We start from the raw sequence: 24187 nt of genomic DNA on the forward strand, positions 1-24187 counted from the left end.
GCCTCAGTGAAGGCGCGTCGCGCCCGGCGCGTTCTCGCACAGAAGCGATTGGGGCATGGTTGGCTAATTGTTAAGGGCGCCAACCTTAGAGTGGGCCAAGCCTAGCATGCGGGCGGATCGCCCGGTGAAAAAACTGTTACAGGACTATCTGGAGCGTACATGAGAACCAGTCGCCGTTTCTTCCTTTCCGGAGCCTCCGCGTTGGCCGCAACGATGGTTGCCGGTGGCGCCAGCGCGCAGGACGTGATCGCGGACATCCTGAAATCCTCGGGCCGCGGCAACTGGAACGACCAGTTCGACGCCCGCGCCAGCGAGGGCGGCAAGGTGGCCTCGACGCTGCCGATCGTCAGCCTGCAGACCGTTGCGTACACCGAGCAGGCTATCGCGCAGTATCAGAACATTGTCGCGCAGGGAGGCTGGGAGCAGGTCCCGGACACCAAGAAATTGCAACTCGGCGTCATCGATCCCGACGTGGTGCCATTGCGCAGGCGCTTGATGGTTTCGGGCGACCTGGCGCAGAGCGCCGGCCTTTCAGAGGCCTTCGATTCCTATGTCGATGCGGCGGTCAAGCGCTTCCAGGCGCGTCATGGACTGCCTTCCGACGGCACCCTGGGCCAATATAGCTATGCGGCGATGAATGTCTCGGCGCAGGTCCGGCTTGGCCAACTGCAGACCAATCTGCAGCGGCTGAACGAACGCGCCGGTACGCTGGGCAACCGCTATGTATTGGTCGATATCCCTGGCGCCCAGATCGAAGCGGTCGAGAACGACCGCGTCGTGCTGCGCCACACCGCCGTCGTCGGCAAGATCGATCGCCAGACGCCGATCGTCGATTCCAAGATCAACGAGATCATCGTCAATCCTTACTGGAACGCGCCGGTCTCGATCGTGCGCAAGGACATCATTCCGCTGATGCGGAAGGACCCCAACTATCTCAAGGACAGCAAGATCCGGCTGTTCGCACCGGATGGCAGCGAGGTCGATCCACTGACTGTCGACTGGTCGACCGACGACGCGGAGAAATACCGCTTTCGCCAGGATCCGGGCGCCGGCAATGCGATGGCCTCGGTCAAGATCAATTTCCCGAGTCCGGACGGCGTCTACATGCACGACACGCCGCAGCAGAGCCTGTTCGGCAAAATGATGCGCTTCGATTCCTCGGGCTGCGTGCGCGTCCAGAACGTGCGCGACCTCGTCACCTGGATCCTGCGCGACACGCCGGGCTGGAGCCGCCAGCATTTCGAGGCGTCGATCAAGAGCGGCGAGAACATCCCGGTGCAGGTCACCAATCCGGTGCCGGTCTTTTTCCTCTACATCTCGGCCTGGTCGACGGGGACTGGCGTCGTGCAGTTCCGCGACGACATCTACGGGCTCGACGGAGCCAACGAGCTGCAGATCACCTCTGCGCTCTAAGCCATTGATGTTATTGAATTGATGAAAGGCCGCCATCGAGGCGGCCTTTTTGATGTGCGCCAGGCATCGCGCGTGGTGCGCAAGCACCGTTTGGCCGGGATGGTAGCCGGTCAATGACTTGGAGGTGAAAGTCCTCTGCTGGCCCAGGTGGCGTCGCGAAGCCTTGCTGAACGGCCGGCAGGCGAGGAAATAGGTGGCTCTTTGGCCACGCTGCCGCAATCCGACCAGCAAATTTCGCGCCGCAAACGTGGCGGGGCGAAAGCAACTGTGTTAATGGCGCGGCAGACCCCCCGGACGACAAGGATCTCAAGCATGGCAACAGCAGCGGCAGTGTCGAACAAATTCGAATCCTTCTTCGAAACCACCCTTGCCGATGCCGATCCGGAGATTTTCGGCGCGATCCGCAACGAACTCGGCCGCCAGCGCCACGAGATCGAGCTGATCGCTTCGGAAAACATCGTCTCCCGCGCCGTTCTGGAAGCGCAGGGGTCGGTCATGACCAACAAATACGCCGAGGGCTATCCAGGCAAGCGCTACTATGGGGGGTGCCAGTTCGTCGACGTGGCCGAGGACCTGGCCATCGAGCGCGCCAAAAAACTGTTCGGCTGCAACTTCGCCAACGTTCAGCCGAATTCCGGCAGCCAGATGAACCAGGCGGTCTTTTTGGCGCTGCTGCAGCCCGGCGACACCTTCATGGGGCTCGACCTGAATTCTGGTGGCCACCTGACGCACGGTTCGCCGGTCAACATGAGTGGCAAATGGTTCAAGGTCGTTTCCTACGGCGTTCGCAGGGACGATCACCTGCTCGACATGGACGCGATCGAGAAGACCGCCCACGAGACCAGGCCGAAGCTGATCCTGGCCGGCGGCACCGCCTATTCGCGCGTCTGGGACTGGAAGCGTTTTCGCGAGATCGCCGACTCGATCGGCGCCTATCTGATGGTCGACATGGCCCACATCGCCGGCCTGGTCGCCGGCGGCGTGCATCCGTCGCCGCTGCCATACGCCCATGTGGTCACCACCACCACGCACAAGTCGCTGCGTGGCCCGCGCGGCGGCATGATCCTGTGCAATGACGAGGACATCGCCAAGAAGATGAACTCGGCGGTGTTTCCAGGCCTGCAGGGTGGTCCGCTGATGCATGTCATCGCCGCCAAGGCGGTGGCCCTGGGCGAAGCGCTGAAGCCAAGCTTCAAGATCTATGCCGAGAGCGTTGCCGCCAACGCCAAGGCGCTGGCCTCCAGCCTGCAGGAAACCGGCCTCGACATCGTCTCCGGCGGCACCGACAACCATCTTATGCTCGTTGACCTCAGGCCGAAGAACTCCACCGGCAAGCGTGCCGAGGCAGCGCTTGGCCGTGCCAACATCACCTGCAACAAGAACGGCATTCCTTTCGATCCCGAAAAGCCGTTCGTCACCTCGGGCGTGCGCCTCGGCACGCCGGCTGGCACCACGCGCGGTTTCGGCCAGGCCGAGTTCCGCGAGATCGGCAAGCTGATCGCCGAGGTGCTGGACGGGCTCAAGGCCGCGAATTCCGATGAGGGCAATGCAGCCGTCGAAGCAGCGGTGAAGGCGAAGGTGGCCGCGTTGACGGATCGTTTTCCGCTCTATCCCTATCTCGGTTGAGCTCACGCAAAGTGTCGTCCTTTATCGGCGGACGAGAAGCACTTTTTCAGCGGGGACGGAGTCCGGACAGGAGCGTTGACGATGATGCAGATTTTCAGTGCCGCTGGCTTGGGCGCGCTTGGCGTGCTGGTCACATTGACCAGCTTGCCGTCCGCCGCCCTGGCACAGTCTGCGCCCACCCCGGCCGCACCGAAGACCGAAACCTTCGGCAACTGGTCCACCACCGTGGACGAGATCGATACCGGTGAGGATCTGCGCAAAACCTGCGTCGCCTCGACCGCCTTTCTCGACGCGAGCGGTACCAGCGGCACGCTCACGCTTGCCATCTCGAATGGTGATGCACTGCCGCCCAATGGCTATCCGACCCTCGTCATCGCCATGAAGAACAAGGACTTGCCGACTGGCGAGAACATTCCGGCGGTGTTCGGCGATGGCAACGGCAAGGTCAAGGCGACCGTCGATGCCATGGCCGGTGCCGGCGGAAAATGGATGTTGAACAACAAGCCCGAGATCAGCCTGGCGCTGCTGCGTGTCATGCGCCGCGCCAGCGCGCTCGACGTCATATTCGCCGACACGCCGGTCGCGACCGTATCGATGGACGGCTTCACCAAGGCCTATCGCAGCCTCGGCGTGTCATGTGGGTTCCCGACTGCTGACGTCGCGCCGTAATCGGCCGGTATTGCCGTTGATGCTGGCAATTTTCCTCGCGCCTCGCTATCTCTGAGGCGCGACCGATACTTTGCCATCGCGGCAAAAACCTCTAAGCCTTTCGCTCCACGAGATTCGCGAACACAAGGCTGCCCATGCGCTGTCCCTACTGCCAGTCCGAAGATACGCAGGTGAAGGATTCGCGCCCCGCCGAAGACGGCGCGGCGATCCGCAGGCGGCGCGTCTGCCCCGATTGCGGCGGCCGCTTCACCACCTTCGAACGGGTGCAGTTGCGCGACCTCGTTGTGGTGAAGAAGTCCGGACGCAAAGTGCCGTTCGACCGCGACAAGCTGCTGCGCTCGGTCGAGATCGCGGTGCGCAAGCGCAATGTCGATCCGGAGCGCATCGACCGCGCGGTGACCGGCATCGTGCGCCAGCTCGAAAGCTCCGGCGAGACCGAGGTCGCCTCGGGCGAGGTCGGCCGCCTGGTCATGGAGGCGCTGAAGTCGCTCGACGACGTCGCCTATGTGCGCTTTGCCTCGGTCTATCGCAATTTCCGCGAGGCCAAGGATTTTCACGACGTGCTGGGTGAGCTTAAAGGTGACGAGCTCAAGGAAGAGGACGCCGGCTGAGCATGGCAAGGCGCAGCCAAGCCGAGCAAGAGGTTCTTGATCGCCGCTTCATGGCGGCGGCACTGAGGCTGTCGCGGAAAAACGCCGGGCGGACCTCGACCAACCCTTCCGTCGGCACGCTGATCGTGCGCGACGACGGCGCCGGGCCGATGATCGTCGGCACCGGCGTCACCGCTGTCGGCGGTCGGCCGCATGCCGAGACCGAGGCGCTGGCCGAGGCCGGCGAACTCGCACGCGGCGCCACCGCCTATGTCACACTGGAGCCCTGCGCCCACCATGGCCGCACCCCGCCTTGCGCCAGCGCACTGGTCAATGCCGGCGTCGCGCGGGTGGTTGGAGCTGCGAGCGACCCCGATCCACGCGTGTCCGGCAACGGCTATGCGATCCTGCGTGTCGCCGGTGTCGAAGTGGTCGAAAAGGTGCTCGTGGCAGAAGCCGCCGAGCAGATGGCCGGCTATCTCATTCGATCTCTGAAAAAACGTCCGGAAGTGATCCTGAAACTTGCGATTTCAAGCGATGGCAAGATCGGCATGGAAGGCGCGGGGCAGGTCTCGATAACCGGCGACATCGCCCGGCGCGAAGTCTATCTGATGCGCGCCGAAGCCGACGGCGTGTTGATCGGCATCGGCACGGCGCTGGAGGATGATCCCGCGCTGACGGTGCGGTTGCCGGGGCTGGAGAACCGCTCGCCGGCGCGCATCGTGCTCGACCGCCAGATCAGGCTGCCGGAGACGTCGAAACTGGTCGCCGGCCTCGACCGGGTTCCGCTCTATGTCGCCGCCTGTGCCGAAGCCGATCCGCACCGGCGCGCCGCGCTCGAACGAGCCGGCGTGCGCTTCATCGGCACCGAGACGTATGAAGGCGATATTGCGCTGCCGGAACTGCTTGAGGATCTTGCCGCACTCGGCATGGCGAGCGTGCTGGTCGAGGGCGGCGCCAAGGTGGCCAAGGCCTTCCTCGCCGAAGGGCTGGTCGACCGCATCGTGCTGTTCCAGGGGCAGGAGCCGATCGGCAGGAGCGGCATTGTATCGCCCATCGACGCCGACCATATCCCGGCAGGATTTCGCAAATTGCGCGACATGCGTTTCGGCGAAGACAGCTACGCCGAGTGGATAAGACCATGATCCCGAAAAGTGGGAACCGGTTTTCGGAAAAGATCATGGCCAACCAAGAAGCCAGAGTCTGATGTTTACCGGGATTGTCACCGATGTCGGCACCGTCGCTGCCGTCAAGCCGCTGAGAGAGGGCGTCGGCTTGCGCATCGACACCGCCTATGACCCGCAGACGATCGCCATTGGGGCTTCGATTTCCTGCGGCGGCGTCTGCCTGACGGTGACGGCGCTGCCGGAAAGCGGCGCCAACGCGCGCTGGTTCGAGGTCGAGGCCTGGGAAGAGGCACTCAAGCTGACGACGGCGATGGGCTGGAAATCCGGCACCAGAATCAATCTGGAGCGGCCGCTGAAGATCGGCGACGAACTCGGTGGCCACATCGTTTCAGGCCATGTCGACGGCATGGCCGAGATCGTTGCGCGCAAGGAGGAGGGCGATGCCGTGCGCTTTACGCTGGAAGCGCCGCGCGACCTGGCCAGATTCATCGCACCCAAGGGTTCCGTCGCGCTCGACGGCACCTCGCTCACCGTCAACAAGGTCGACGGCACGCGCTTCGACGTGCTCTTGATCCATCACTCGCTGAACGTGACCACCTGGGGCGAACGTCAGGTCGGCGACCGCGTCAATCTGGAGATCGACACCATGGCCCGCTACGCGGCGCGTTTGGCGGAGGCCGCGAAAGAGGGGCTTTGATGGTCCTGCCGGAGAGCGGCGTGGATTCATACGGTTATCCGAACAGGACGAGCACCTCGGATCTGATTGGCGCCTTGTTCCGTTCCGTTGGCGCTGCCCCTCACCCGCCTGCCGGCGACCTCTCCCCGTAAACGGCCCGTAAACGGGGCGAGGGGCGCTGTGATCGATTGTTTCGCCAATCACCAGCGTTGCAAGAAGGGCGCCGGCGATGCGGCCAGGGTCTTTCGCTCCGTTTACGGGGAGAAATGCCCGGCAGGGCAACGAGGGGCAGCGCCGGCTTCGGAGGAAACCAATAATCAGGCACGTCCGCATCTCCACCAATCTTCTGCTTGCGATCAAACCGGCTTCGGCCTAAGTCACCGGCGATCCCGGAGACATCTATGGCTGGCACATCCCAACACGGCAAAGCGTTCATTCGCCCGAAGAAGAAGGCCCACCTTCTTGTCATCGAGGCACGCTTCCATGACGACCTTGCCGACGCGCTGCTCGAAGGCGCGACAAGCGCGCTCGAGGAAGCGGGCGCGACATACGACGTCGTCACCGTTCCGGGCTCCCTCGAAATTCCCGCGGTGATTTCCTTCGCCCTCGACGGCGCCGCCGAAGGCGGGCCGAGCTATGACGGCTTTGTCGCCCTCGGCACCATCGTGCGCGGCGACACCTATCATTTCGACATCGTCGCCAATGAATCGAGTCGTGCCCTGATGGACCTGTCCATCCAGGAATCGGTCTGCATCGGCAACGGCATCCTGACCACCGAAAATGACGAGCAGGCCTGGACGCGGGCCAGGCGTTCGGAAGGCGACAAGGGTGGCTTTGCCGCGCGTGCGGCGCTGACCATGATTGCCCTCAAGCAACAGTTGGGAGAGCGGTCGTGAGCGAACCCGCATCGCCCGGCCAGCCCGCGGTGCGCCACGCCAACAAGCGCGGTGCAGCCCGTCTGGCCGCCGTGCAGGCGCTCTACCAGATGGATGTGGCCGGCAGCGGCGTCTTCGAGATCACCGCCGAATACGAGGCGTTCAGGCTCGGCAAGGAAGTCGACGGCGCGCTCTATCGCGAGGCCGACGCGCAATGGTTTCGCGCCATCCTCGCCGGCGTCGTCGAGAACCAGAAGACCATCGATCCGATCATCCGCCAGGCGCTGACCGAGGACTGGCCGTTGTCCAGGCTCGATTCGACGCTGCGCGCCATATTGCGCGCCGGCGTCTACGAGCTGATGAAGCGCGAGGACGTGCCGGTGGCTGTCATCGTCTCGGAATATGTCGATATCGCCAAGGCGTTTTACGAAGAAGACGAGCCGAAGCTGGTCAACGCGGTGCTCGATCGCGTGTCGCGCCGGGTGCGCGGCGAAGGGCGTGGCAAGGACGCTTCATGACCGCCGTCGCTATCGCCGAGGCCGGCAGGGAAGCGCGCCGCACGGCGCTCATCCTTGCCGCTTCGCAGGCGATCATCGGTTCGGCTGCACCCATCGCCATTTCCGTGGGTGGGTTGGCCGGGCACTATCTGCTCGGAACCGACAAGTCACTGGCGACGGCGCCGATCACCGGCTTCAACGTCGGCGTGGCGCTCGGCGCATTGCCGGCCGCCGCCATCATCCGCCGGCTCGGCCAGCGCGACGGCTTCATGACCGGGACGATCGTCACTGCGATCGGCGGTCTGGTCGCCACGCTGGCGCTGTTCCAGGCCAGCTTCTGGCTGTTCGCCTTCGGCCTGCTGGTGATCGGCATCGGCGGCGCCTTCGTCCAGCAATTCCGCTTCGCCGCCGCCGACAATGCGCCGGCTGAATTCAAGGCGCGCGCCATCTCCTTCGTGCTGGCCGGCGGCATCGTCACCGCCATCCTTGGGCCGCAGATCGTCATCTTCACCCGCGAATTGTTTGCTCCTGTGATGTTTGCCGGCTCGTTTGCCTCCATCCTGGTGCTGGCGGCGGTCGGCGCCGCCATCCTGTCGTTGCTGCGCATCCCGGCCAAGGCGACGGGCAAAGCGGAAATCGCCGACAGCGACGCGCGGCCGCTCGCCGAGATCGTCACCAGGCCGCGTTTCGTTGCGGCGCTGTTTTGCGCTGTCGGCAGCTATGCGCTGATGAGCTTCGTCATGACCGGCGCGCCGCTCGCCATGGTCGGCTGCGGCCTGTCGACGGACGACGCCACGCTCGGCATTTCCTGGCATGTCATGGCGATGTTCGCGCCGAGCTTCTTCACCGGCTCGCTGATCTATCGCTTCGGCGCCGAACGGATTGTCGCAACCGGCCTTGTGCTGCTGATTGGCTGCGCCGTGGTGGCGCTGTCGGGCCTGGCGCTGTGGCAGTTCTGGACGGCGCTGATCCTGCTCGGCCTTGGCTGGAATTTCGGCTTCATCGGCGCCACCGCCATGGTCGCCGACAGCTACCGGCCATCGGAAAAGGCCAAGGTCCAGGGTTTTCACGACTTCGTCCTGTTCGGCTCCGTCGCCTTCGCCTCGCTGATGTCGGGCGCGGTCTACAACGCCTGGGGCTGGGAGATGCTGAACTGGATCATCTTCCCGGTGACGGTGCTGTGCTTCGTGGCGCTGGGCGTGCTGAAGATGACCGCGCGGCCGACCAGCTCATGACCCCGAACCAAAGGTTCGGAAAGGATCATGCGCAAATCAAAAGTGCTACAGCGTTCTTTGCGCGTCCAAACGGACGCGACGCGCTGTAGTGACATGACGCTGTCGGGATCAGACAGCAGCGGATTCACCCGCATCCGAACAAAATTATTGCCCCCATCCCCCTTCTTATGAAACCGTGTGCCCCGACGGGGCATTGAAGCCATGCTCATATGCGGCAGCCGCAGTCCGGTTCTCAGCAAGGGATTTGTGAAATGTTTTCAGTCAAGGTTCTGGCCGGCGCGGCACTGGCGCTCGGCATCACCGCAGCCTCGGCGAGCGCTCAGGTAGTCGTGTCGTCGAAGATAGACACCGAAGGCGGCGTGCTCGGCAACATCATCCAGCTGGTGCTGAACGCCAACAACATCCAGACCACCGACCGCATCCAGCTCGGCGGCACCCCTGTGGTGCGTAAGGCGATCACCGCCGGCGAGATCGACATCTATCCGGAATACACCGGCAATGCCGCCTTCTTCTTCGAAAAGGCCGACGATCCGGTGTGGAAGGATGCCGCCAAGGGCTATGAAACGGCCAAGAAGCTCGACTACGACGCCAACAAGATCGTCTGGCTGTCGCCGTCGCCGGCCAACAACACCTGGGCGATTGCGCTGCGCAAGGATGTCGCCGAGACCAACAAGCTGGCGACGCTGTCCGACTTCGGCAAATATGTCTCCGGCGGCGGCCAGGTGGTGCTGGCGGCCTCGGCCGAATTCGTCAATTCGGCTGCCGCGCTGCCGGCTTTCCAGACCACCTATGGCTTCACGCTTAAGCCGGACCAGCTGATCACGCTCTCCGGCGGCGATACGGCGGCGACCATCGCCGCCGCGGCGAACCAGACCAACGGCGCCAACGCCGCCATGGTCTACGGCACCGACGGCGGCATCGCGCCGTCCGGCCTGGTCGTGCTCGAAGACGACAAGGGCGTGCAGCCGGTCTACCAGCCGGCGCCGATCATCCGCGAGGCGGTGCTGAAGGAGCATCCCGAAATCGAGACGCTGCTGAAGCCGGTCTTCGCCAACCTCGACCTCGTCACCCTGCAGGAACTGAACGGCCGCGTTCAGGTCGGCGGCGAGCCGGTCAAAGGCGTCGCCGAAGACTTTTTGAAGAAGAACGGGTTTTTGAAGTAGTCAGCCCGTTTGAAAATGACGCCGGTGCGAGGCGCGCCATGACCCGCTTCGACAAGCTCGGCGTGGTCATCGCCGCGATCGTTGCCTATGCCGCCTTCGCCGCGCCCTTTGCCACCTTGCGCGCCAATCGCATCGTGCCGGGCGAGGCGCGCTCGATTCTTGAAGCGCTGCCGCCGACGCTGGGGCCGCTGCTGCTTGCAGTCGTCGTCGTTGCGGCGGTCGTCGCCTTGCTGAAAACGCCGCTGGTACCGCGCCTGGCCGCCAGCGTGGTCGCGCTTGCCGCACTGGCGCTGCTGATCGGCGTCGCCGGCAGCTTCCTGACGCCTGAGGGCAACAGCTTTGCCCGCATCTCGCCGGCTTCGGGTTTCTGGCTGCTCATTTTCGCCTTTACGCTGTTGCTCGCCGATGGGCTGACGAGGCTGAACCTGTCGCCATCGGCGCGGATCGGCGTGCTCGTCGTCGCGGCAGCGGCAATCGGCCTGCTGCTGGTCTCGGGCAGCTGGAACAGTCTGTCGATTCTCAAGGAATACGCCAACCGTGCCGACAGTTTTTGGGCCGAAGGCTCCAAGCATGTGACGCTGGCGCTGGGCTCGCTGGCGGCGGCGGTGATAGCAGGCTTGCCGCTTGGCATCCTCTGCCACCGCGTCGAAAAATTGCGGGCCGGCGTGCTCAACGTGCTGAACATCATCCAGACCATTCCCTCGATCGCGCTGTTCGGCCTGTTGATCGCGCCGCTCGGCTGGGTCGCCACGCATGTGCCCGGCGCGGCCTCCCTCGGCATTCGCGGCATCGGCACCGCGCCCGCCTTCGTCGCCCTGTTCCTCTATTCGCTGCTGCCGGTAGTGGCCAACACCGTGGTCGGTCTTGCCGGCGTGCCGCGCGCCGCCAACGATGCCGCACGCGGCATGGGCATGACCGAGCGCCAGCGCCTGTTCGGCGTCGAATTTCCACTGGCCTTCCCGGTGATCCTCACCGGCATCCGCATCGTGCTGGTCCAGAACATCGGCCTTGCTACCATTGCCGCGCTGATCGGCGGCGGCGGCTTCGGCGTGTTCGTGTTCCAGGGCGTTGGCCAGACGGCGATGGACCTGGTGCTGCTCGGCGCCGTTCCGACGGTGGCTATGGCCTTTGCTGCCGCCATCATCCTCGACGCATTGATCGAAATGACCTCCACCAGGCGACGCGAGGCACAACCGGCATGATCGAGATCGAAGGCATTACCAAGCGCTATGACGCGACGACCGTCGTCGACGACGTGTCGATGGTGATCGAGCCGCGCACCATCGCCGTCATCGTCGGCACCTCCGGCTCCGGCAAGACGACGCTGCTGCGCATGATCAACCGGCTGGTCGAGCCGACCGCCGGCGTGATCAGGCTCGACGGCGCCGACAACCGCTCGCTGCCCGGCTACGAACTGCGCCGCAGCATCGGCTACGCCATCCAGGGCCATGGGCTGTTTCCGCATCGCACCGTGGCGCAGAACATCGCCACCGTGCCGGTGCTGCTCGGCTGGGACGCGGCCCGCACCAAGCGCCGTGTCGACGAGTTGATGACGCTCTACCAGCTCGATCCCCAGGCGTTCGGGCCACGCTATCCGCACGAGCTCTCCGGCGGCCAGCAGCAGCGCGTCGGCGTCGCCAGGGCACTTGCCGCGGAGCCGAACGTGCTGTTGATGGACGAGCCGTTCGGCGCGCTCGACCCGATCATCCGCAACAAGGCGCAGGAGGACCTTCGGGCGATCCAGAAGCGCTTCGGCACCACGATCATCCTCGTCACCCATGACATGGAGGAGGCGGTGCGTATGGGCGACAAGATCGCGGTGATGGATGCCGGCAAGCTGGTGCAATATGCCAGGCCCGCCGAGATCCTGGCGAAGCCGGCCAGCGCCTTCGTCGAGACCCTGGTCGGCGCCAGCGAAAAACCGTTCAGGCTGCTGTGCTCGGCCGGGTGCGCGACGCCGTGGAGACGGGCACAGCCGAAGGCGAGGCGATCCCCGCCGACGCCAGTCAGCGCGATGCGCTGGCCGAACTGTTGTGGTCGGGACGCCCGGCGTTGCCGGTGACAGGCGCGGATGGCAAGCCGCTCGGCCGCGTGACTGTGGATGGGCTGGTGAAACGCGCGGCGAGGCCGGCATGAAAGAGGCCGGTGTAAAAGCCTGGCTTCCGTCACTGCTCAGGCTTGCCCTGGTGGTGCTGCTCATTGCGTTCGTGACCAATCCGGGTTGGTTCGAGCCGCTGCTGAAGCCGCTGACCGAGAGCAACGCGCCGGCAATCTACAACCAGGGCAGCCTGTTGACGCTGATGCTGCTGCACCTGAGGACCGTGCTGATCGCGACGGCGGCGGCAATCATCGTTGCCGTGGCGCTCGCCATCCTGGTCACCCGGCCGGCCGGCGTCGAATTCCTGCCGCTGTCGCGCAGCCTGGTCAATATCGGCCAGACCTTTCCGCCGGTGGCGGTGCTGGCGCTGGCCGTGCCGGCCGTCGGCTTTGGCGAGAAGCCGACACTGATCGCGCTGTTTCTCTACGGCCTGCTGCCGATCTTCGAGAACGCGCTGACCGGGCTGACGACGCTGCCGGCCAATGTGGTCGAGGCGGCGCGCGGCGCCGGCATGACCGGCTGGCAAAGGTTGGTCAAGGTCGAGCTGCCGCTCAGCGCGCCGATCATTCTGGGCGGTATCCGGCTTTCGGTGGTCATCAGCCTCGCCACTGCGACGATCGGCTCGACCGTGGCGGCCAGGACGCTCGGCGAGGTGATCATCGCCGGTCTGTTGTCCAACAATCTCGCCTTCGTCCTGCAGGGCGGGCTGATCGTCGCCGCGCTTGCCGTGCTGATCTATGACGGGCTGTCGGCGATCGAGCGCTACACCGCACGCCGCATGGGGCAGGAGACGGCGTAATTAGCAAAACTCAGATATCGCCTTCGCTGATCTCGGCCAGCGCCAAGAGATGTCGCAAGAGTCCTGTTTTGAGCGGCCTGTTGCCGTGAATCGGGATCGAAAGGCGCACGATGCTGCCTTCCGTGCCGTAAATGTGATGATCATGCTGGCGGTGCTGATCTTCGCCGTCAGGCTGGACTGCGACCTGCGCAAAGGCTGACAACCGCCAGCCGATTTCAATCGATCTGATCGGGTGGCGGCACTTGCGAGCGTGTTGCCGCCCCATTGCTTTTGGGCGAAGGCCGGGCTTTTGGGCGAAAGCCGGGCAAAAACCGAACAATATCTTGACGTTCGCAGCCCTGTTTCGCATAAGCCGATGCGAGGGGAGCGGATTCGGCGCGCGGAATCCGCTCCCCGTCTCAACGGCCCAGGGAGGGGTTCTTTTGGGTCATCAATCGAGGAAAATACGGCAATGACCATAATTTTAGCTGTCATCGCCTGCGGTCTGCTTTCAGTCCTTTACGCCATTTGGGCGACAAAATCGGTCCTCGCGGCCGATCAGGGCAATGCACGCATGCAGGAAATTTCCGCGGCCATCCGCGAAGGCGCGCAGGCCTATCTGGCGCGCCAGTACACCACAATCGCCATCGTCGGCGTCGTGGTCCTGCTGCTCGCCTGGTGGCTGCTTTCAATCACCGCCGCCATCGGCTTCCTGATCGGCGCCGTTCTGTCGGGCGCCGCCGGCTTCATCGGCATGCACGTCTCGGTGCGCGCCAATGTGCGCACCGCGCAAGCGGCTTCCAACAGCCTCGCAGCCGGCCTCGAGATCGCCTTCAAGTCGGGCGCCATCACCGGCATGCTGGTCGCTGGCCTGGCCCTGCTCGGCGTCTCGATCTATTACCTGATCCTCACCCAATTCATCGGCCTCCAGCCCAACGACCGCGTCGTTATCGACTCGCTGGTTTCGCTCGGCTTCGGCGCCTCGCTGATCTCGATCTTCGCCCGTCTCGGCGGCGGCATCTTCACCAAGGGCGCCGACGTCGGCGGCGATCTCGTCGGCAAGGTCGAAGCCGGCATTCCCGAAGACGATCCGCGCAACCCGGCCACCATCGCCGATAATGTCGGCGACAATGTCGGCGACTGCGCCGGCATGGCCGCCGACCTGTTCGAGACCTATGCGGTGACCGTGGTCGCCACCATGGTCCTCGCCGCCATCTTCTTCGGCGGCACCGCCGTTCTCAGCGCCACGATGCTCTATCCGCTGGCCATCTGCGGCGCCTGCATCCTGACCTCCATCGTCGGCACCTTCTTCGTCAAGCTCGGCTCCAACGGCTCGATCATGGGCGCGCTCTATAAGGGCCTGATCGTCACGGGCCTGCTGTCGATCGTCGGCCTCGGCATCGCCACCTCGGCAACCCTAGGCTGGGGCGAAATCGGCACGGTCGCCGGCATGGCCATCACCGGCACCAACCTGTTCATCTGCGGCCTGATCGGACTTCTGGTGACCGGCCTCATCGTGGTGATCACCGAATACTACACCGGCACCGACAAGCGCCCGGTGAACTCCATCGCCCAGGCCTCGGTCACCGGTCACGGCACCAACGTCATCCAGGGCCTTGCGGTCTCGCTGGAATCGACGGCACTTCCTGCGATCATCATCGTCGGCGGCATCATATCGACCTACCAGCTCGCCGGCCTCTACGGCACGGCGATCGCAGTCACCACGATGCTCGGTCTTGCCGGCATGATCGTTGCGCTCGACGCCTTCGGCCCGGTCACCGACAATGCCGGCGGCATTGCCGAAATGGCCGGCTTGCCCAAGGAAGTGCGCCAGTCGACCGATGCGCTTGATGCCGTCGGCAACACCACCAAGGCGGTGACCAAGGGTTACGCCATCGGTTCGGCCGGTCTCGGCGCGCTGGTGCTGTTTGCGGCTTACTCCAACGACCTGAAGTTCTTTGCCGCCAATGGCGACAAATACCCTTACTTCCAGGGCATGGGCGACGTCTCTTTCGACCTCTCCAACCCTTACGTCGTTGCCGGTCTGATCTTCGGCGGCCTGATTCCGTATCTGTTCGGCGGCATCGCCATGACGGCTGTCGGCCGTGCGGCGGGCGCCATCGTCGAGGAGGTGCGCAAGCAGTTCCGCGAGGATCCGGGCATCATGGCCGGCACCTCGAAGCCGAACTATGCGCGTGCGGTCGATCTTCTGACCAAGGCGGCGATCCGGGAAATGATCATTCCGTCGCTGCTGCCGGTGCTGGCGCCGCTGGTCGTCTATTTCGGCGTGCTGCTGATCTCGGGCTCGAAGGCGTCCGCCTTTGCAGCACTTGGCGCCTCGCTGCTCGGCGTCATCGTCAACGGCCTGTTCGTCGCCATCTCGATGACCTCTGGCGGCGGCGCCTGGGATAATGCAAAAAAATCGTTCGAGGACGGCTTTACCGACAAGGACGGCGTCAAGCATCTCAAGGGCTCCGAGGCGCACAAGGCCTCGGTGACCGGCGATACGGTCGGCGATCCCTACAAGGACACCGCCGGTCCGGCAGTCAACCCGGCGATCAAAATCACCAACATCGTCGCCCTGCTGCTGCTGGCCGTGCTCGCGCACGGCTGAGGCGGCTTGGCCTTCCGAGGCCGAGATCCACAACCGAACCCGCGGGAGCGATCCCGCGGGTTCGTCTATTTTGGACGTCCAGCATCAGGGAATTGACGCCCGTGACAGTTCCAAAAGCTCGCGTTCAAGTCGTCTGCGGCCCGCAGCCTGCGACAATGGCTTTCTAGCCCAAGACAAAAACCCGCAGGATCGCTCCCGCGGGTTTTCGGTCGCCTGAGATGTTGCTGCTTCCCCTCGAAGTTAAAAGAAGGGAAGCAAAAAAAGGGATGAGAAGCCGATTCTGCCGGGATTGATCAGGTGCCGGGCGAGGCGCCGCCGCCGCCGGGGAGGCCGGGCGCCAGCTTGCTGGCGCCACCCATGATCTGGCTGAGGAAGTTCTGGTCCTTGCCGCCGGTCGGCGTGGTCCGCGAGATGAAGTCGAACACCTTGCCGTCCTTCAGGCCGTAATTGGCGATCTGGCTAACGCGCCCGTCCTCGCCGAAATAGACGGCCAGCACCTTCTGGTCGACCAGCCTCGGCTTGTCGAAGGCGACGTAACGCTTGCGCGTCTGTGAGATGTAGTAGAAGGCCTCGTTGTCGAAAGTCGCCTTGGTCGACGGGGTGCCGAGCGCCAGAAGCACCTGTTCGCGGCTCGAGCCGACCGGCACCAGGTCGATCGCCTGCTGGTCGATCACGTAACCCTGCGTCAGCGTCTCGCTCGGATTGAGATCACCGATCATCTTCGACGAGTTGCAGCCGCAAAGCGCCGAAGCTGCCACCAGCAGCGAGATCGCGCCGGCGGATCTCGGAAAAGCGGACCTGGGCAGAAAAGTCGACTTGATTTTCAGCGCGCGCAACTACAACTCCATTAGCTGGCCGCAACTTGCGCTGGGCCGCAAAACCGGTAAACCAGCTTGCTCGCCGATGCAACAAGGCCAATTCAACAAACGGTCCCCGGGAGACCACCCTCAATGTTCCAGCGCCTTTTTGGTCGCGAACGTCACGCCAACCGCGCTATCACCGAGGCGCTTTACGCACAAATCGTGGCAGCGGCGCGGCAAACCGTGTTTTATTCCGACTGGGATGTCCCGGACACGCCGCTTGGCCGCTTCGAGATGCTGTCCCTGCACATGTTCCTGTTCCAGCACCGGCTGCGCGGCGAGGGTGGTGTTGCCGGGGAGGTCGCGCAGGTGCTGATCGACGAGTTCTTCATGGATGTCGAGCATTCGCTGCGCGAACTCGGCATCGGCGACGTTGGCGTGCCGAAGCGCATGAAGAAACTGGCGAAGATGTTTTATGGCCGCACCGCCGCCTATGACGATGCGCTGGAACGAAACGACCATGACGCACTCGTCGCGGCGCTTGCCCGCAATGTCAGGCCCGATGCCGGCACCTGGCCGCAGGCGACGCATCTGGCCGGCTACGTCGCCGATGTCTCCAGGCGACTCGCGGAACAGCCGACCGAATCGATTGTTTCCGGCACTGTAGCATTCCCCGCGGCCAAACCTATTTAAGAAAACAGCCTATTTAAAGGAAAATATGAAACACGCCGACTCCCAGAGCCCCGATCGCCAGAGCCCCGTGTCCTTCGTGGCCAACGTCGCCCGGCTGCCGCAAAAGGGACTGCCGGTGCTGATCGAGGCCGACGCCGCGCAGCGCGCCGCGCTGGCAGGCGAGCACGAGTTGCTGTCGGTCGAGAACTATCGCGCCGAACTGCTGGTGGCGCCATGGAAGCGCAACGGCGTCAAGGTCAGCGGCCGCGTCGAGGCCGATATCACCCAGGCCTGCATCGTCACCCTGGACCCGATCGAGGCGCATATCGACGAGGCGGTCGACGCACTGTTCCTGCCGGAGCGGTCGAAGCTCGGGCGGCAGGGTTTCGAGGGCGGTGGCGAGATAATGCTCGATGCCGAAGGGCCGGACAGCCCGGAAATATTTTCCGGCAATTCAATCGATGTCGGGGCGCTCGCCGAACAGTTCTTTGGACTGGCGATCGATCCCTATCCGCGCAAGCAAGGCGTTTCGATGGAGGCTGCCGACGATGCCGGGACTGCGGAAAGCGAATTTCAGCAAAAGCTGCGTTCCCTGCTGGGGAAATCCTGAAAACCCGACCCAATCGGAGAAAGCCGGTTGTGCGGCAGCCCAAAAACGCTATTTTCGCCGAACCTTCGCGAGCCCCAAACCCGTTGCCGGCGCCAGGCGCTCGCTCAAGCAAACTGTGAGATGAACACCGCGTGATCAGGATTTCCATCGATGCCATGGGCGGCGATCACGGACCAAGCGTGGTCATCCCGGCGCTCATGACGGTCGCGACCCGGCGTCCCGACATCCGCTTCGTCATCTATGGTCGCGAGGAGGCAGTGCGCCCCGAACTCGCAAAGCTGCCCAAGCTGGCGGAAGTGAGCGAGTTCATCCACTGCGAGATAGCAGTCCGGATGGACGACAAGCCGAGCCAGGCGCTGCGCCATGGCCGCTGGAAGTCGTCGATGTGGAAAGCGGTCGAGGCGGTCAAGGCAGGCACTGCCGACGCCTGCATCTCGGCCGGCAACACCGGCGCGCTGATGGCGATGTCGCGATTCTGCCTCCGCACCATGGCGACCATCGACCGTCCGGCGATCGCGGCGCTGTGGCCGACATTGCGTGGCGAAAGCGTGGTGCTGGACGTCGGCGCCACCATCGGCGCGGATGCGCATCAACTGGTTGATTTTGCCATTCTGGGCACTGGCATGGCGCGCTCGGTTTTCGGCATCGAACGGCCGAGCGTCGGTCTGCTCAATGTCGGCGTCGAGGAGATCAAGGGCCAGGAAGAGGTCAAGGAGGCGGGCCGCATGTTGCGCGAGGCCAACATGGCCTCGATGAACTACCATGGTTTCGTCGAGGGCGACGACATCGGCAAGGGCACGGTCGACGTGGTCGTCACCGAAGGATTTGCCGGCAACATCGCGCTGAAAACGGCGGAAGGCACGGTACGGCAGATCGCCGGTTACCTGCGCGCCGCGATGGACCGCACGCTGATGGCCAGGATCGGCTATATCTTCGCCAAGGGCGCCTTCGATCGCCTGCGCGAAAAGATGGATGTCGGCCGCTCCAACGGCGGGGTTTTCCTGGGTCTGAACGGCGTCGTGGTGAAAAGCCATGGCGGCGCCGATTCGGACGGCTTCGCGGCGGCGATCGAGCTTGGCTACGACATGGTGCGCAACAATCTGCTCGATCGCATCGAAGCCGATCTTGATCTGTTCCATGCGCGCAATCCGCATGCCCAGACATCCAGGAAATCCGACGTCGTTGCCGACGCAGAGGAATAGGAAAGAGCCTTGATCAGATCAGTCGTGCGCGGCACAGGCTCCGCGCTGCCCCGCCGCATCATGAAGAATGCCGATTTCGAAGGCATGGTCGAGACGTCAGACGCATGGATTGCCCAGCGCACCGGCATCCGCCAGCGCCATATCGCGGCCGACGACGAGACGACGGCTTCGCTCGGCGAGGCGGCGGCGCGCGCAGCCCTCGACAATGCCGGCCTGACGCCGGCCGATATCGACCTGATCGTGCTGGCGACCTCGACTCCCAACAACACCTTTCCGGCGACCGCCGTCGACATCCAGAACCGGCTCGGCATGCATCACGGCTTCGCCTTCGACATGCAGGCGGTGTGCTCGGGCTTCGTCTACGCGGTGACGACGGCCGACCTCTATATCCGCGGCGGCCTCGCCAAACGTGTGCTGGTGATCGGCTCCGAAACCTTTTCGCGCATCCTCGACTGGAGCGATCGCTCGACCTGCGTGCTGTTTGGCGACGGCGCCGGCGCGATGGTGCTGGAAGCAGGCGAGGGGGCGGGCGGCATTGCCGACCACGGCGTGCTGGCTGCCAGCCTGCGCTCCGACGGGGCTCACAAGGACAAGCTGTTCGTCGACGGTGGAGCGTCGACCACCGGAACGGTGGGCCATCTCAGGATGGAAGGCCGCGAAGTGTTCAAGCACGCGGTCGGCATGATCACCGACGTCATCGAGGCGACGTTCTCAGCTGCCGGGATCACCGCTGAAGATCTCGACTGGTTCGTGCCGCATCAGGCCAATAAGCGGATTATCGACGCTTCCGCCAGGAAGCTCGGGATAGCAGAACAAAAGGTGGTGGTTACCGTCGATTTGCACGGTAACACCTCGGCTGCCTCGGTGCCGCTGGCGCTGTCGGTGGCGGTCGCCGACGGCCGCATCAAGAAGGGTGATCTGGTGCTGATCGAGGCGATGGGCGGCGGCTTCACCTGGGGCGCGGTCCTGGTTCGCTGGTAAGTGCCGAACGGACCGGTTCGGTCCTTGACCTTGCCGGATCAATTACTTAGGCTCTATCTTTGCTTATATAGAGTTATGTTTTTTGAGCTGATGGGGACGGTTCGCATGGGGGGAAAGACACTTACGCGCGCCGATCTTGCTGAAGCCGTTTATCGCAAGGTTGGCCTGTCGCGTACTGAATCGGCCGAGCTCGTCGAAGCGGTTCTGGACGAGATCTGCGAGGCGATCGTTCGCGGCGAGACGGTGAAATTGTCGTCGTTCGCAACCTTCCATGTCCGCTCCAAGAACGAGCGCATCGGGCGCAACCCCAAAACCGGCGAGGAAGTGCCGATCCTGCCGCGCCGCGTGATGACCTTCAAATCGTCGAATGTGCTGAAGAACCGCATCCTGCGCGCGCACCAGATCAGCAAGGCCAAGGGCAGCAAATAGCGCCTGCGCTTCAAAGCCCGGTTGAAAACGGTCGCCTGCTTTGACGCCGGGCTTGAATATTGTTTCATAAACCGCTGAAATAAGGCTCGATTCGGCAGGACAAGCCGGATCGGAATGACTCTTTGTTGAGCATGATCCTGGCCGAAAACCGTTTCCCACTTTTCGGGACCATGCTCCAGCGTGAGGATTTCGCCCATGGACAAGAGCCCCGACGCTTTCCGCACCATCAGCGAGGTCGCAGAAGACCTCGACCTGCCGCAGCATGTGCTGCGTTTTTGGGAAACGCGCTTCAACCAGATCAAGCCGATGAAGCGCGGCGGTGGCCGCCGCTACTACCGGCCGCAGGATGTCGAACTGATCAAGGGCATCCGCCACATGCTCTACGATCAGGGATACACGATCAAGGGTGTGCAGAAGCTGTTGCGCGAGAACGGCAATCATTTCCTGGTCGCCATCGGCAATGGCGACATGGCGGCCGTCGAGGCGATTTCGCAGCGCCGGCAGGCCGATGCGGTGCCGTTGACGCCGGCGGCCCAGCCGCGCGGCGCCGATGACGAGATGCTGGTCGGCGAGCCCAAGGTGAAACCCAGCCGGCGCTTTTTCGGCCTGGGCAAGACCGAGGAAGAAGGCCCGGTGCAGCCGGGCACGTCGAAACTCTCGCGCGACAATCGCGCTTTGCTGCAGGAGGCGCTGTTCGACCTTCTGGAATGCAAGCGCCTGCTCGATCAGGTGCGCTAGTCCCTCTGCACAGGGGATTTGGTCTTTGACTGACGGTCACTGCCGGCCGGCCTGCAGCGATCATCTCTGACGCTGGCCACAGGCCACCATGCCTTCGTCATCCCAGGGCGGAGCAGGAGCGAAGCGACGTCGCGCAGACCCTGGGATCCATTCCGTGACATCAGCCGAAGAATGCAACGGCCCAGAACGGCGCTTGCATCCGCAACGGTGGCAGTTACCCTTCCACCATGACCGGCTATGCCTATATGACCGCAAGCCGGAAGCGCGGCACGATCTACGTCGGTGTCACCAATGATCTTGGCCGCCGCATGCCAGAGCACAAATCTGGCGAAGGCTCGCGCTTCACCAGCCGCTACGGCGTGCAGCGCCTGGTCTGGTACGAAGAACATTCGACATTCGTGACGCCATCCAGCGCGAGAAGTCGCTGAAGCGCTGGCCGCGCGCCAGTGGAAGATCGAACTGATCGAGAAGGCCAATCCAGAATGGTTCGAGCTTTTTCGCGGAACCGGGTGGTAGCGTTCGGTTCCCGGCCGCTGCATTCCTCGGCTGAGGTAACGGCATAAATCCCAGGGTCTGCGCGCGTCGCTTCGCTCCTTGCTTGCCCTGGGATGACGAAGTGGAGGGGTGTTTCGGCTAAACTCCAAGGTTTGAGAATCGCCACTGACGGGAATTGTCGACGCTGCCGATTACCGATCCGTCAAAATCACTCTGTCGACGAACTAGCGCATGACCCCAAAATCGGGGTCGATTTTCGGAGAGGATCATCGCAAGGTCCCTTGCGCCTCCGATAGGACGCGCCGCGCTGTAGTGCATGTTGGGATAGCGACTGCATAGAACTTCACGCGGGTCGCATGAATCGCTTCTGACGCGACGCGCTCCGGGCCCGATCGGTCGCGGCAAAAACCGGAACCGGTTTTGGGATCGTGCGTTCCTTCGCAAAAGAAGGAACCCTGTCATGGTATCATTTTCGACCCTCTCCGACATCGATCTTGAAAAACAGGTCGCGGCTCTCTCCAGGGAACTGGCGGCGTTGAGGAAAGCCGTTTCCAGGCGCGGCAGCGCCTATTACGAGGACGGGCGTGACACCGCGTCGGACTATTACTCGGACCTCGCCGAGCGTTTCAGTGACGCTCTGCCTGCGATCAGGAGGCATGGCAGAGTGATAGAGAAGACAGCCCGCGATCATCCCGCGACAGCCGCCGCAGTCGGTCTGGTTGTGGTCGGACTCGTCGCCAGCCTGTTCCTCAGCCGCCAGCAGAAAACGTCGCGGACGAGATCGAGATCGGCACGTTGAGACAAGAAAATGGCGGCGCGGACGGCCGCCATTTTCGTTGACCAAAAGGTCGATCAGCGCGCGAGCTTGAGCTTGTTCTTCGGGCTGACCTGCGCGGTCTGGCTGCATTTGCCGTAGACGGTGCCGTTGGAGTCGGTGGCGTCCGTATAAGTACCCTTGCAGTCGAGCTGCAGCACCAGGCAGTGACCCGCGCCCTTGCAAACCGCGCCGCCGCCGCTCGGATGCGTGCCGTTGGCGAAGGCCGAGCCCGGCAGTGAAATCGAGCCGAAGGCCGAGACGACGATGGCAGCGGCGAGCGACAGGCGCTTGAAGTTCGAGATATTGGTCATTTGAGCATTTCCTTCTCTTGATCGAGGATCGCCGTCAGGGCGTCCTTCCGGTTGGGACCGCCTTTGTGGCGTCCATGCCGTGTTGGTGCGGCCCGGAGAGAAAAGGTTCACGCGTCGGTTCAAGAAAATTCGCAGCCCTGACGCGTTCTGCGTGCTCCGGCTCCCGCTGCTGAGATTCGATCCTACAGCCGCTTGACAAGGGAGCGGCTCAGAACCGTCGAACAATTCGGCGATCGGCCAGTCAAAGACCCCGATCGGGATGACGGTCCCGTGCCGGTGCCGCCGAGGCCTGTGCCGGGCTGCGCCGATCGGAATCACGATGCCGTGACGGCGTTTTTGGCGCTTGGCAAATCACCATCGAGAGGGCATTCTCTGCGCCGTCTCAGGCAACTTCTTGATTTGATCAAACTCTTTAAATCCACGGAGTTGCCAAATGCCCCAAATAGCAACAAGCGAAGCTTTTTCCGAACTGTCGGCGACCGAAGCTGCGCCCGACCACAGCGCCCTTAAGGCCATCCGAGAAACCAGGGGATACAGCATGGAAGAGCTGTCCCTGACGTGCGGACTGTCGGTCGATGAGATCGCCGACATCGAGAACGGCAGGAATGCCGATTTGTCGAAGCTCAGGCGAATAGCCTCTGCGCTCCGGCTTCCGGAAAGCGCGCTGATCGATACGGCAGCGCTGACACAATCCGTGGAAAATCCAAGACCCGTCTCATAGCAGCGACGCCAGAGGATCAAGCCAACAAGCGAGGCGTGTTCTGGATTTGAAGTTCCTGAATGCTGACGACATCCACCAGAGCAGGAACTTCAAATCCACCATGCCGGGCATCGGCGTGATGGCCGCCGAATTCGGTTGACCCGAACCGCGTTATCACGATACATCGCGACCGGTCCGGAGTGTAGCGCAGCCCGGTAGCGCACTTGACTGGGGGTCAAGGGGTCGTCGGTTCGAATCCGGCCACTCCGACCAAATAAGCCCTTAGAACCCTAGGGCTTATTTGAAATCCGGGGAAACTAGCTGAGCCGCGAAAACGAGAAATTGGGGCCTTTCTGGGCCTTTTCCTTTTCTGGGCCGTGCCAGTCTGGGGCCATGTCGCCCGAATCGCGCCGTGAACGGGCCGACGATCGGCGGCCAAGCGCTGATCGACAGGCTCGGATCAGATCGCGGATCGATGCATCAGGATTTGGTCGGGCTGTTTGGCTGCTCAAAATGCAAGGCCGAAGGCCGCGACCGCCGCCCGGTGTTCTTCACGTTCATTCCCGACGACAAAAGCCAGCAGCGAGAGCGGAACTGCACCTGGAAGCGGACCTTCGAAAGTGAAGGGCTCGAAACGCGGGAACCTTTCATCCGCGAGCCGCTTTGTTTGCATGTCCCAAGCCGTGCAACCACCCATATTGCCAAAGGGTAGCCCAGATCGGGACGTCAACTGTGAAGTCGCCTTGGAAGCCGCATTTGCAGCCTTGGTGACTACCTCGGAAGCGAAGGGGTGGACGCCGCGCGAAACGGCTGCAGCCCTACTGAAAATCGCAACGGAGCATGCCCAGCGGTTCAGGCTTGTGCCGGCTGAGCCGCCAAGGTGGCGAACGCGAAGAGGTATGTTCATCGCGTGTGCCGCGCTCGTGTTTTTGCTGTGTGCAGCCATCGTTGGTGGGTTGCTTAGATGACGATCAACGTTTCGCCCCCGGATACCGCCGTTGCCGCGGTCGTAGTGATGGCGTTGCCGCCTATACGTTAGATTGCGCAACGCTCGCCTAAGTTCATCCGGCA

25 protein-coding genes, 1 tRNA gene and 2 pseudogenes are annotated in these 24187 nt (G+C 63.3%); 25 read left to right on the forward strand and 3 right to left on the reverse strand.

Going from position 1 to position 24187, the window contains the following annotated elements; genetic code table 11:
- Positions 1-159: 159 nt before the first annotated feature.
- The 13 genes and pseudogenes from AC0L18_RS17795 (at position 160) to AC0L18_RS17855 (ending at position 12768) form a co-directional block, all read left to right on the forward strand.
- The gene (locus AC0L18_RS17795) at positions 160-1413 is read left to right on the forward strand and encodes a L,D-transpeptidase family protein (protein WP_287237385.1); all 1254 of its coding nucleotides are present in this window, start codon (positions 160-162) and stop codon (positions 1411-1413) included.
- 312 nt (positions 1414-1725) lie between these two features.
- Positions 1726-3039, forward strand: a complete 1314-nt coding sequence (gene glyA / locus AC0L18_RS17800; RefSeq protein WP_473493554.1) for a serine hydroxymethyltransferase — start codon at positions 1726-1728, stop codon at positions 3037-3039.
- An 81-nt stretch (positions 3040-3120) separates the two neighbouring features.
- A complete protein-coding gene (locus tag AC0L18_RS17805; RefSeq protein ID WP_473493555.1) occupies positions 3121-3708 on the forward strand; it encodes an invasion associated locus B family protein in 588 nt (195 codons plus the stop codon).
- A gap of 134 nt (positions 3709-3842) precedes the next feature.
- Positions 3843-4319, forward strand: a complete 477-nt coding sequence (gene nrdR, locus AC0L18_RS17810; RefSeq protein ID WP_023798407.1) for a transcriptional regulator NrdR — start codon at positions 3843-3845, stop codon at positions 4317-4319.
- 2 nt (positions 4320-4321) lie between these two features.
- Complete coding sequence (gene ribD, locus AC0L18_RS17815) at positions 4322-5443, forward strand: bifunctional diaminohydroxyphosphoribosylaminopyrimidine deaminase/5-amino-6-(5-phosphoribosylamino)uracil reductase RibD (RefSeq protein ID WP_473493556.1); 1122 nt, start codon at positions 4322-4324, stop codon at positions 5441-5443.
- Positions 5444-5504: 61 nt separating this feature from the next.
- A complete protein-coding gene (locus AC0L18_RS17820) occupies positions 5505-6122 on the forward strand; it encodes a riboflavin synthase (RefSeq protein ID WP_473493557.1) in 618 nt (205 codons plus the stop codon).
- A 380-nt stretch (positions 6123-6502) separates the two neighbouring features.
- Entirely contained in the window at positions 6503-6997 is a 495-nt protein-coding gene (gene ribH, locus AC0L18_RS17825) for a 6,7-dimethyl-8-ribityllumazine synthase (protein WP_473493558.1), read from the forward strand.
- Positions 6994-7494 carry a transcription antitermination factor NusB gene (nusB, locus tag AC0L18_RS17830; protein ID WP_023798402.1) on the forward strand — a complete coding sequence of 167 codons (501 nt, stop codon included), beginning with the start codon at positions 6994-6996 and terminating at the stop codon, positions 7492-7494. The genes ribH and nusB overlap by 4 nt, the downstream gene beginning before the upstream one ends.
- Positions 7491-8708 carry an MFS transporter gene (locus tag AC0L18_RS17835; protein ID WP_473493559.1) on the forward strand — a complete coding sequence of 406 codons (1218 nt, stop codon included), beginning with the start codon at positions 7491-7493 and terminating at the stop codon, positions 8706-8708. Before nusB ends, AC0L18_RS17835 begins: the two co-directional genes overlap by 4 nt.
- Before the next feature lie 251 nt (positions 8709-8959).
- The gene (gene osmF / locus AC0L18_RS17840; RefSeq protein ID WP_473493560.1) at positions 8960-9871 is read left to right on the forward strand and encodes a glycine betaine ABC transporter substrate-binding protein OsmF; all 912 of its coding nucleotides are present in this window, start codon (positions 8960-8962) and stop codon (positions 9869-9871) included.
- A 38-nt stretch (positions 9872-9909) separates the two neighbouring features.
- A complete protein-coding gene (locus tag AC0L18_RS17845) occupies positions 9910-11073 on the forward strand; it encodes an ABC transporter permease (RefSeq protein ID WP_473493561.1) in 1164 nt (387 codons plus the stop codon).
- A pseudogene (locus AC0L18_RS17850) lies at positions 11070-12007 on the forward strand (ABC transporter ATP-binding protein). Before AC0L18_RS17845 ends, AC0L18_RS17850 begins: the two are co-directional and overlap by 4 nt.
- Complete coding sequence (locus tag AC0L18_RS17855) at positions 12004-12768, forward strand: ABC transporter permease (protein WP_473493562.1); 765 nt, start codon at positions 12004-12006, stop codon at positions 12766-12768. The pseudogene AC0L18_RS17850 and the gene AC0L18_RS17855 overlap by 4 nt, the downstream one beginning before the upstream one ends.
- A gap of 10 nt (positions 12769-12778) precedes the next feature.
- Here AC0L18_RS17855 and AC0L18_RS17860 read toward each other — a convergent pair whose 3' ends face one another.
- Positions 12779-13087, reverse strand: a complete 309-nt coding sequence (locus tag AC0L18_RS17860; RefSeq protein ID WP_473493563.1) for a type II toxin-antitoxin system HicA family toxin — start codon at positions 13085-13087, stop codon at positions 12779-12781.
- A gap of 132 nt (positions 13088-13219) precedes the next feature.
- Here AC0L18_RS17860 and AC0L18_RS17865 point away from each other — a divergent pair, with 132 nt between their 5' ends.
- The gene (locus AC0L18_RS17865; RefSeq protein WP_473493564.1) at positions 13220-15361 is read left to right on the forward strand and encodes a sodium-translocating pyrophosphatase; all 2142 of its coding nucleotides are present in this window, start codon (positions 13220-13222) and stop codon (positions 15359-15361) included.
- Between the two features lie 293 nt (positions 15362-15654).
- On the opposite strand, the gene AC0L18_RS17870 is transcribed toward AC0L18_RS17865, so the two are convergent.
- Positions 15655-16197 carry an outer membrane protein assembly factor BamE gene (locus AC0L18_RS17870; RefSeq protein WP_473493566.1) on the reverse strand — a complete coding sequence of 181 codons (543 nt, stop codon included), beginning with the start codon at positions 16195-16197 and terminating at the stop codon, positions 15655-15657.
- A gap of 114 nt (positions 16198-16311) precedes the next feature.
- On the opposite strand from AC0L18_RS17870, the gene AC0L18_RS17875 reads away from it, so the two are divergent.
- The 8 genes and pseudogenes from AC0L18_RS17875 (at position 16312) to AC0L18_RS17910 (ending at position 22087) form a co-directional block, all read left to right on the forward strand.
- Positions 16312-16854 carry a ubiquinol-cytochrome C chaperone family protein gene (locus tag AC0L18_RS17875; RefSeq protein ID WP_027154625.1) on the forward strand — a complete coding sequence of 181 codons (543 nt, stop codon included), beginning with the start codon at positions 16312-16314 and terminating at the stop codon, positions 16852-16854.
- A gap of 25 nt (positions 16855-16879) precedes the next feature.
- Entirely contained in the window at positions 16880-17443 is a 564-nt protein-coding gene (locus AC0L18_RS17880) for a YceD family protein (protein WP_473493568.1), read from the forward strand.
- A gap of 131 nt (positions 17444-17574) precedes the next feature.
- A complete protein-coding gene (gene plsX / locus AC0L18_RS17885; RefSeq protein ID WP_473493569.1) occupies positions 17575-18645 on the forward strand; it encodes a phosphate acyltransferase PlsX in 1071 nt (356 codons plus the stop codon).
- 9 nt (positions 18646-18654) lie between these two features.
- The gene (locus tag AC0L18_RS17890; protein WP_023798388.1) at positions 18655-19626 is read left to right on the forward strand and encodes a beta-ketoacyl-ACP synthase III; all 972 of its coding nucleotides are present in this window, start codon (positions 18655-18657) and stop codon (positions 19624-19626) included.
- A gap of 105 nt (positions 19627-19731) precedes the next feature.
- Positions 19732-20055 (forward strand): integration host factor subunit alpha, encoded by a 324-nt coding sequence (locus AC0L18_RS17895; protein WP_023798387.1) that lies wholly within the window; start codon positions 19732-19734, stop codon positions 20053-20055.
- Positions 20056-20250: 195 nt separating this feature from the next.
- Complete coding sequence (locus AC0L18_RS17900; RefSeq protein WP_023798386.1) at positions 20251-20793, forward strand: MerR family transcriptional regulator; 543 nt, start codon at positions 20251-20253, stop codon at positions 20791-20793.
- A 227-nt stretch (positions 20794-21020) separates the two neighbouring features.
- Positions 21021-21309, forward strand: a pseudogene (locus AC0L18_RS17905) (GIY-YIG nuclease family protein).
- 439 nt (positions 21310-21748) lie between these two features.
- Complete coding sequence (locus AC0L18_RS17910; RefSeq protein ID WP_023798385.1) at positions 21749-22087, forward strand: hypothetical protein; 339 nt, start codon at positions 21749-21751, stop codon at positions 22085-22087.
- A 53-nt stretch (positions 22088-22140) separates the two neighbouring features.
- On the opposite strand, the gene AC0L18_RS17915 is transcribed toward AC0L18_RS17910, so the two are convergent.
- Entirely contained in the window at positions 22141-22416 is a 276-nt protein-coding gene (locus AC0L18_RS17915; protein ID WP_023798384.1) for a hypothetical protein, read from the reverse strand.
- Positions 22417-22849: 433 nt separating this feature from the next.
- On the opposite strand from AC0L18_RS17915, the gene AC0L18_RS17920 reads away from it, so the two are divergent.
- The 3 genes from AC0L18_RS17920 to AC0L18_RS17930 all read left to right on the forward strand — a co-directional run bounded on the left by AC0L18_RS17920 (position 22850) and on the right by AC0L18_RS17930 (position 23828).
- Entirely contained in the window at positions 22850-23137 is a 288-nt protein-coding gene (locus AC0L18_RS17920) for a helix-turn-helix domain-containing protein (RefSeq protein ID WP_023798383.1), read from the forward strand.
- A gap of 175 nt (positions 23138-23312) precedes the next feature.
- Positions 23313-23389: transfer RNA gene (locus AC0L18_RS17925), tRNA-Pro, on the forward strand.
- A 202-nt stretch (positions 23390-23591) separates the two neighbouring features.
- Positions 23592-23828 carry a hypothetical protein gene (locus AC0L18_RS17930; protein WP_473493570.1) on the forward strand — a complete coding sequence of 79 codons (237 nt, stop codon included), beginning with the start codon at positions 23592-23594 and terminating at the stop codon, positions 23826-23828.
- The last annotated feature ends 359 nt before the right edge of the window (positions 23829-24187 follow it).

It is taken from the genome of Mesorhizobium sp. WSM4819 (assembly GCF_055811215.1).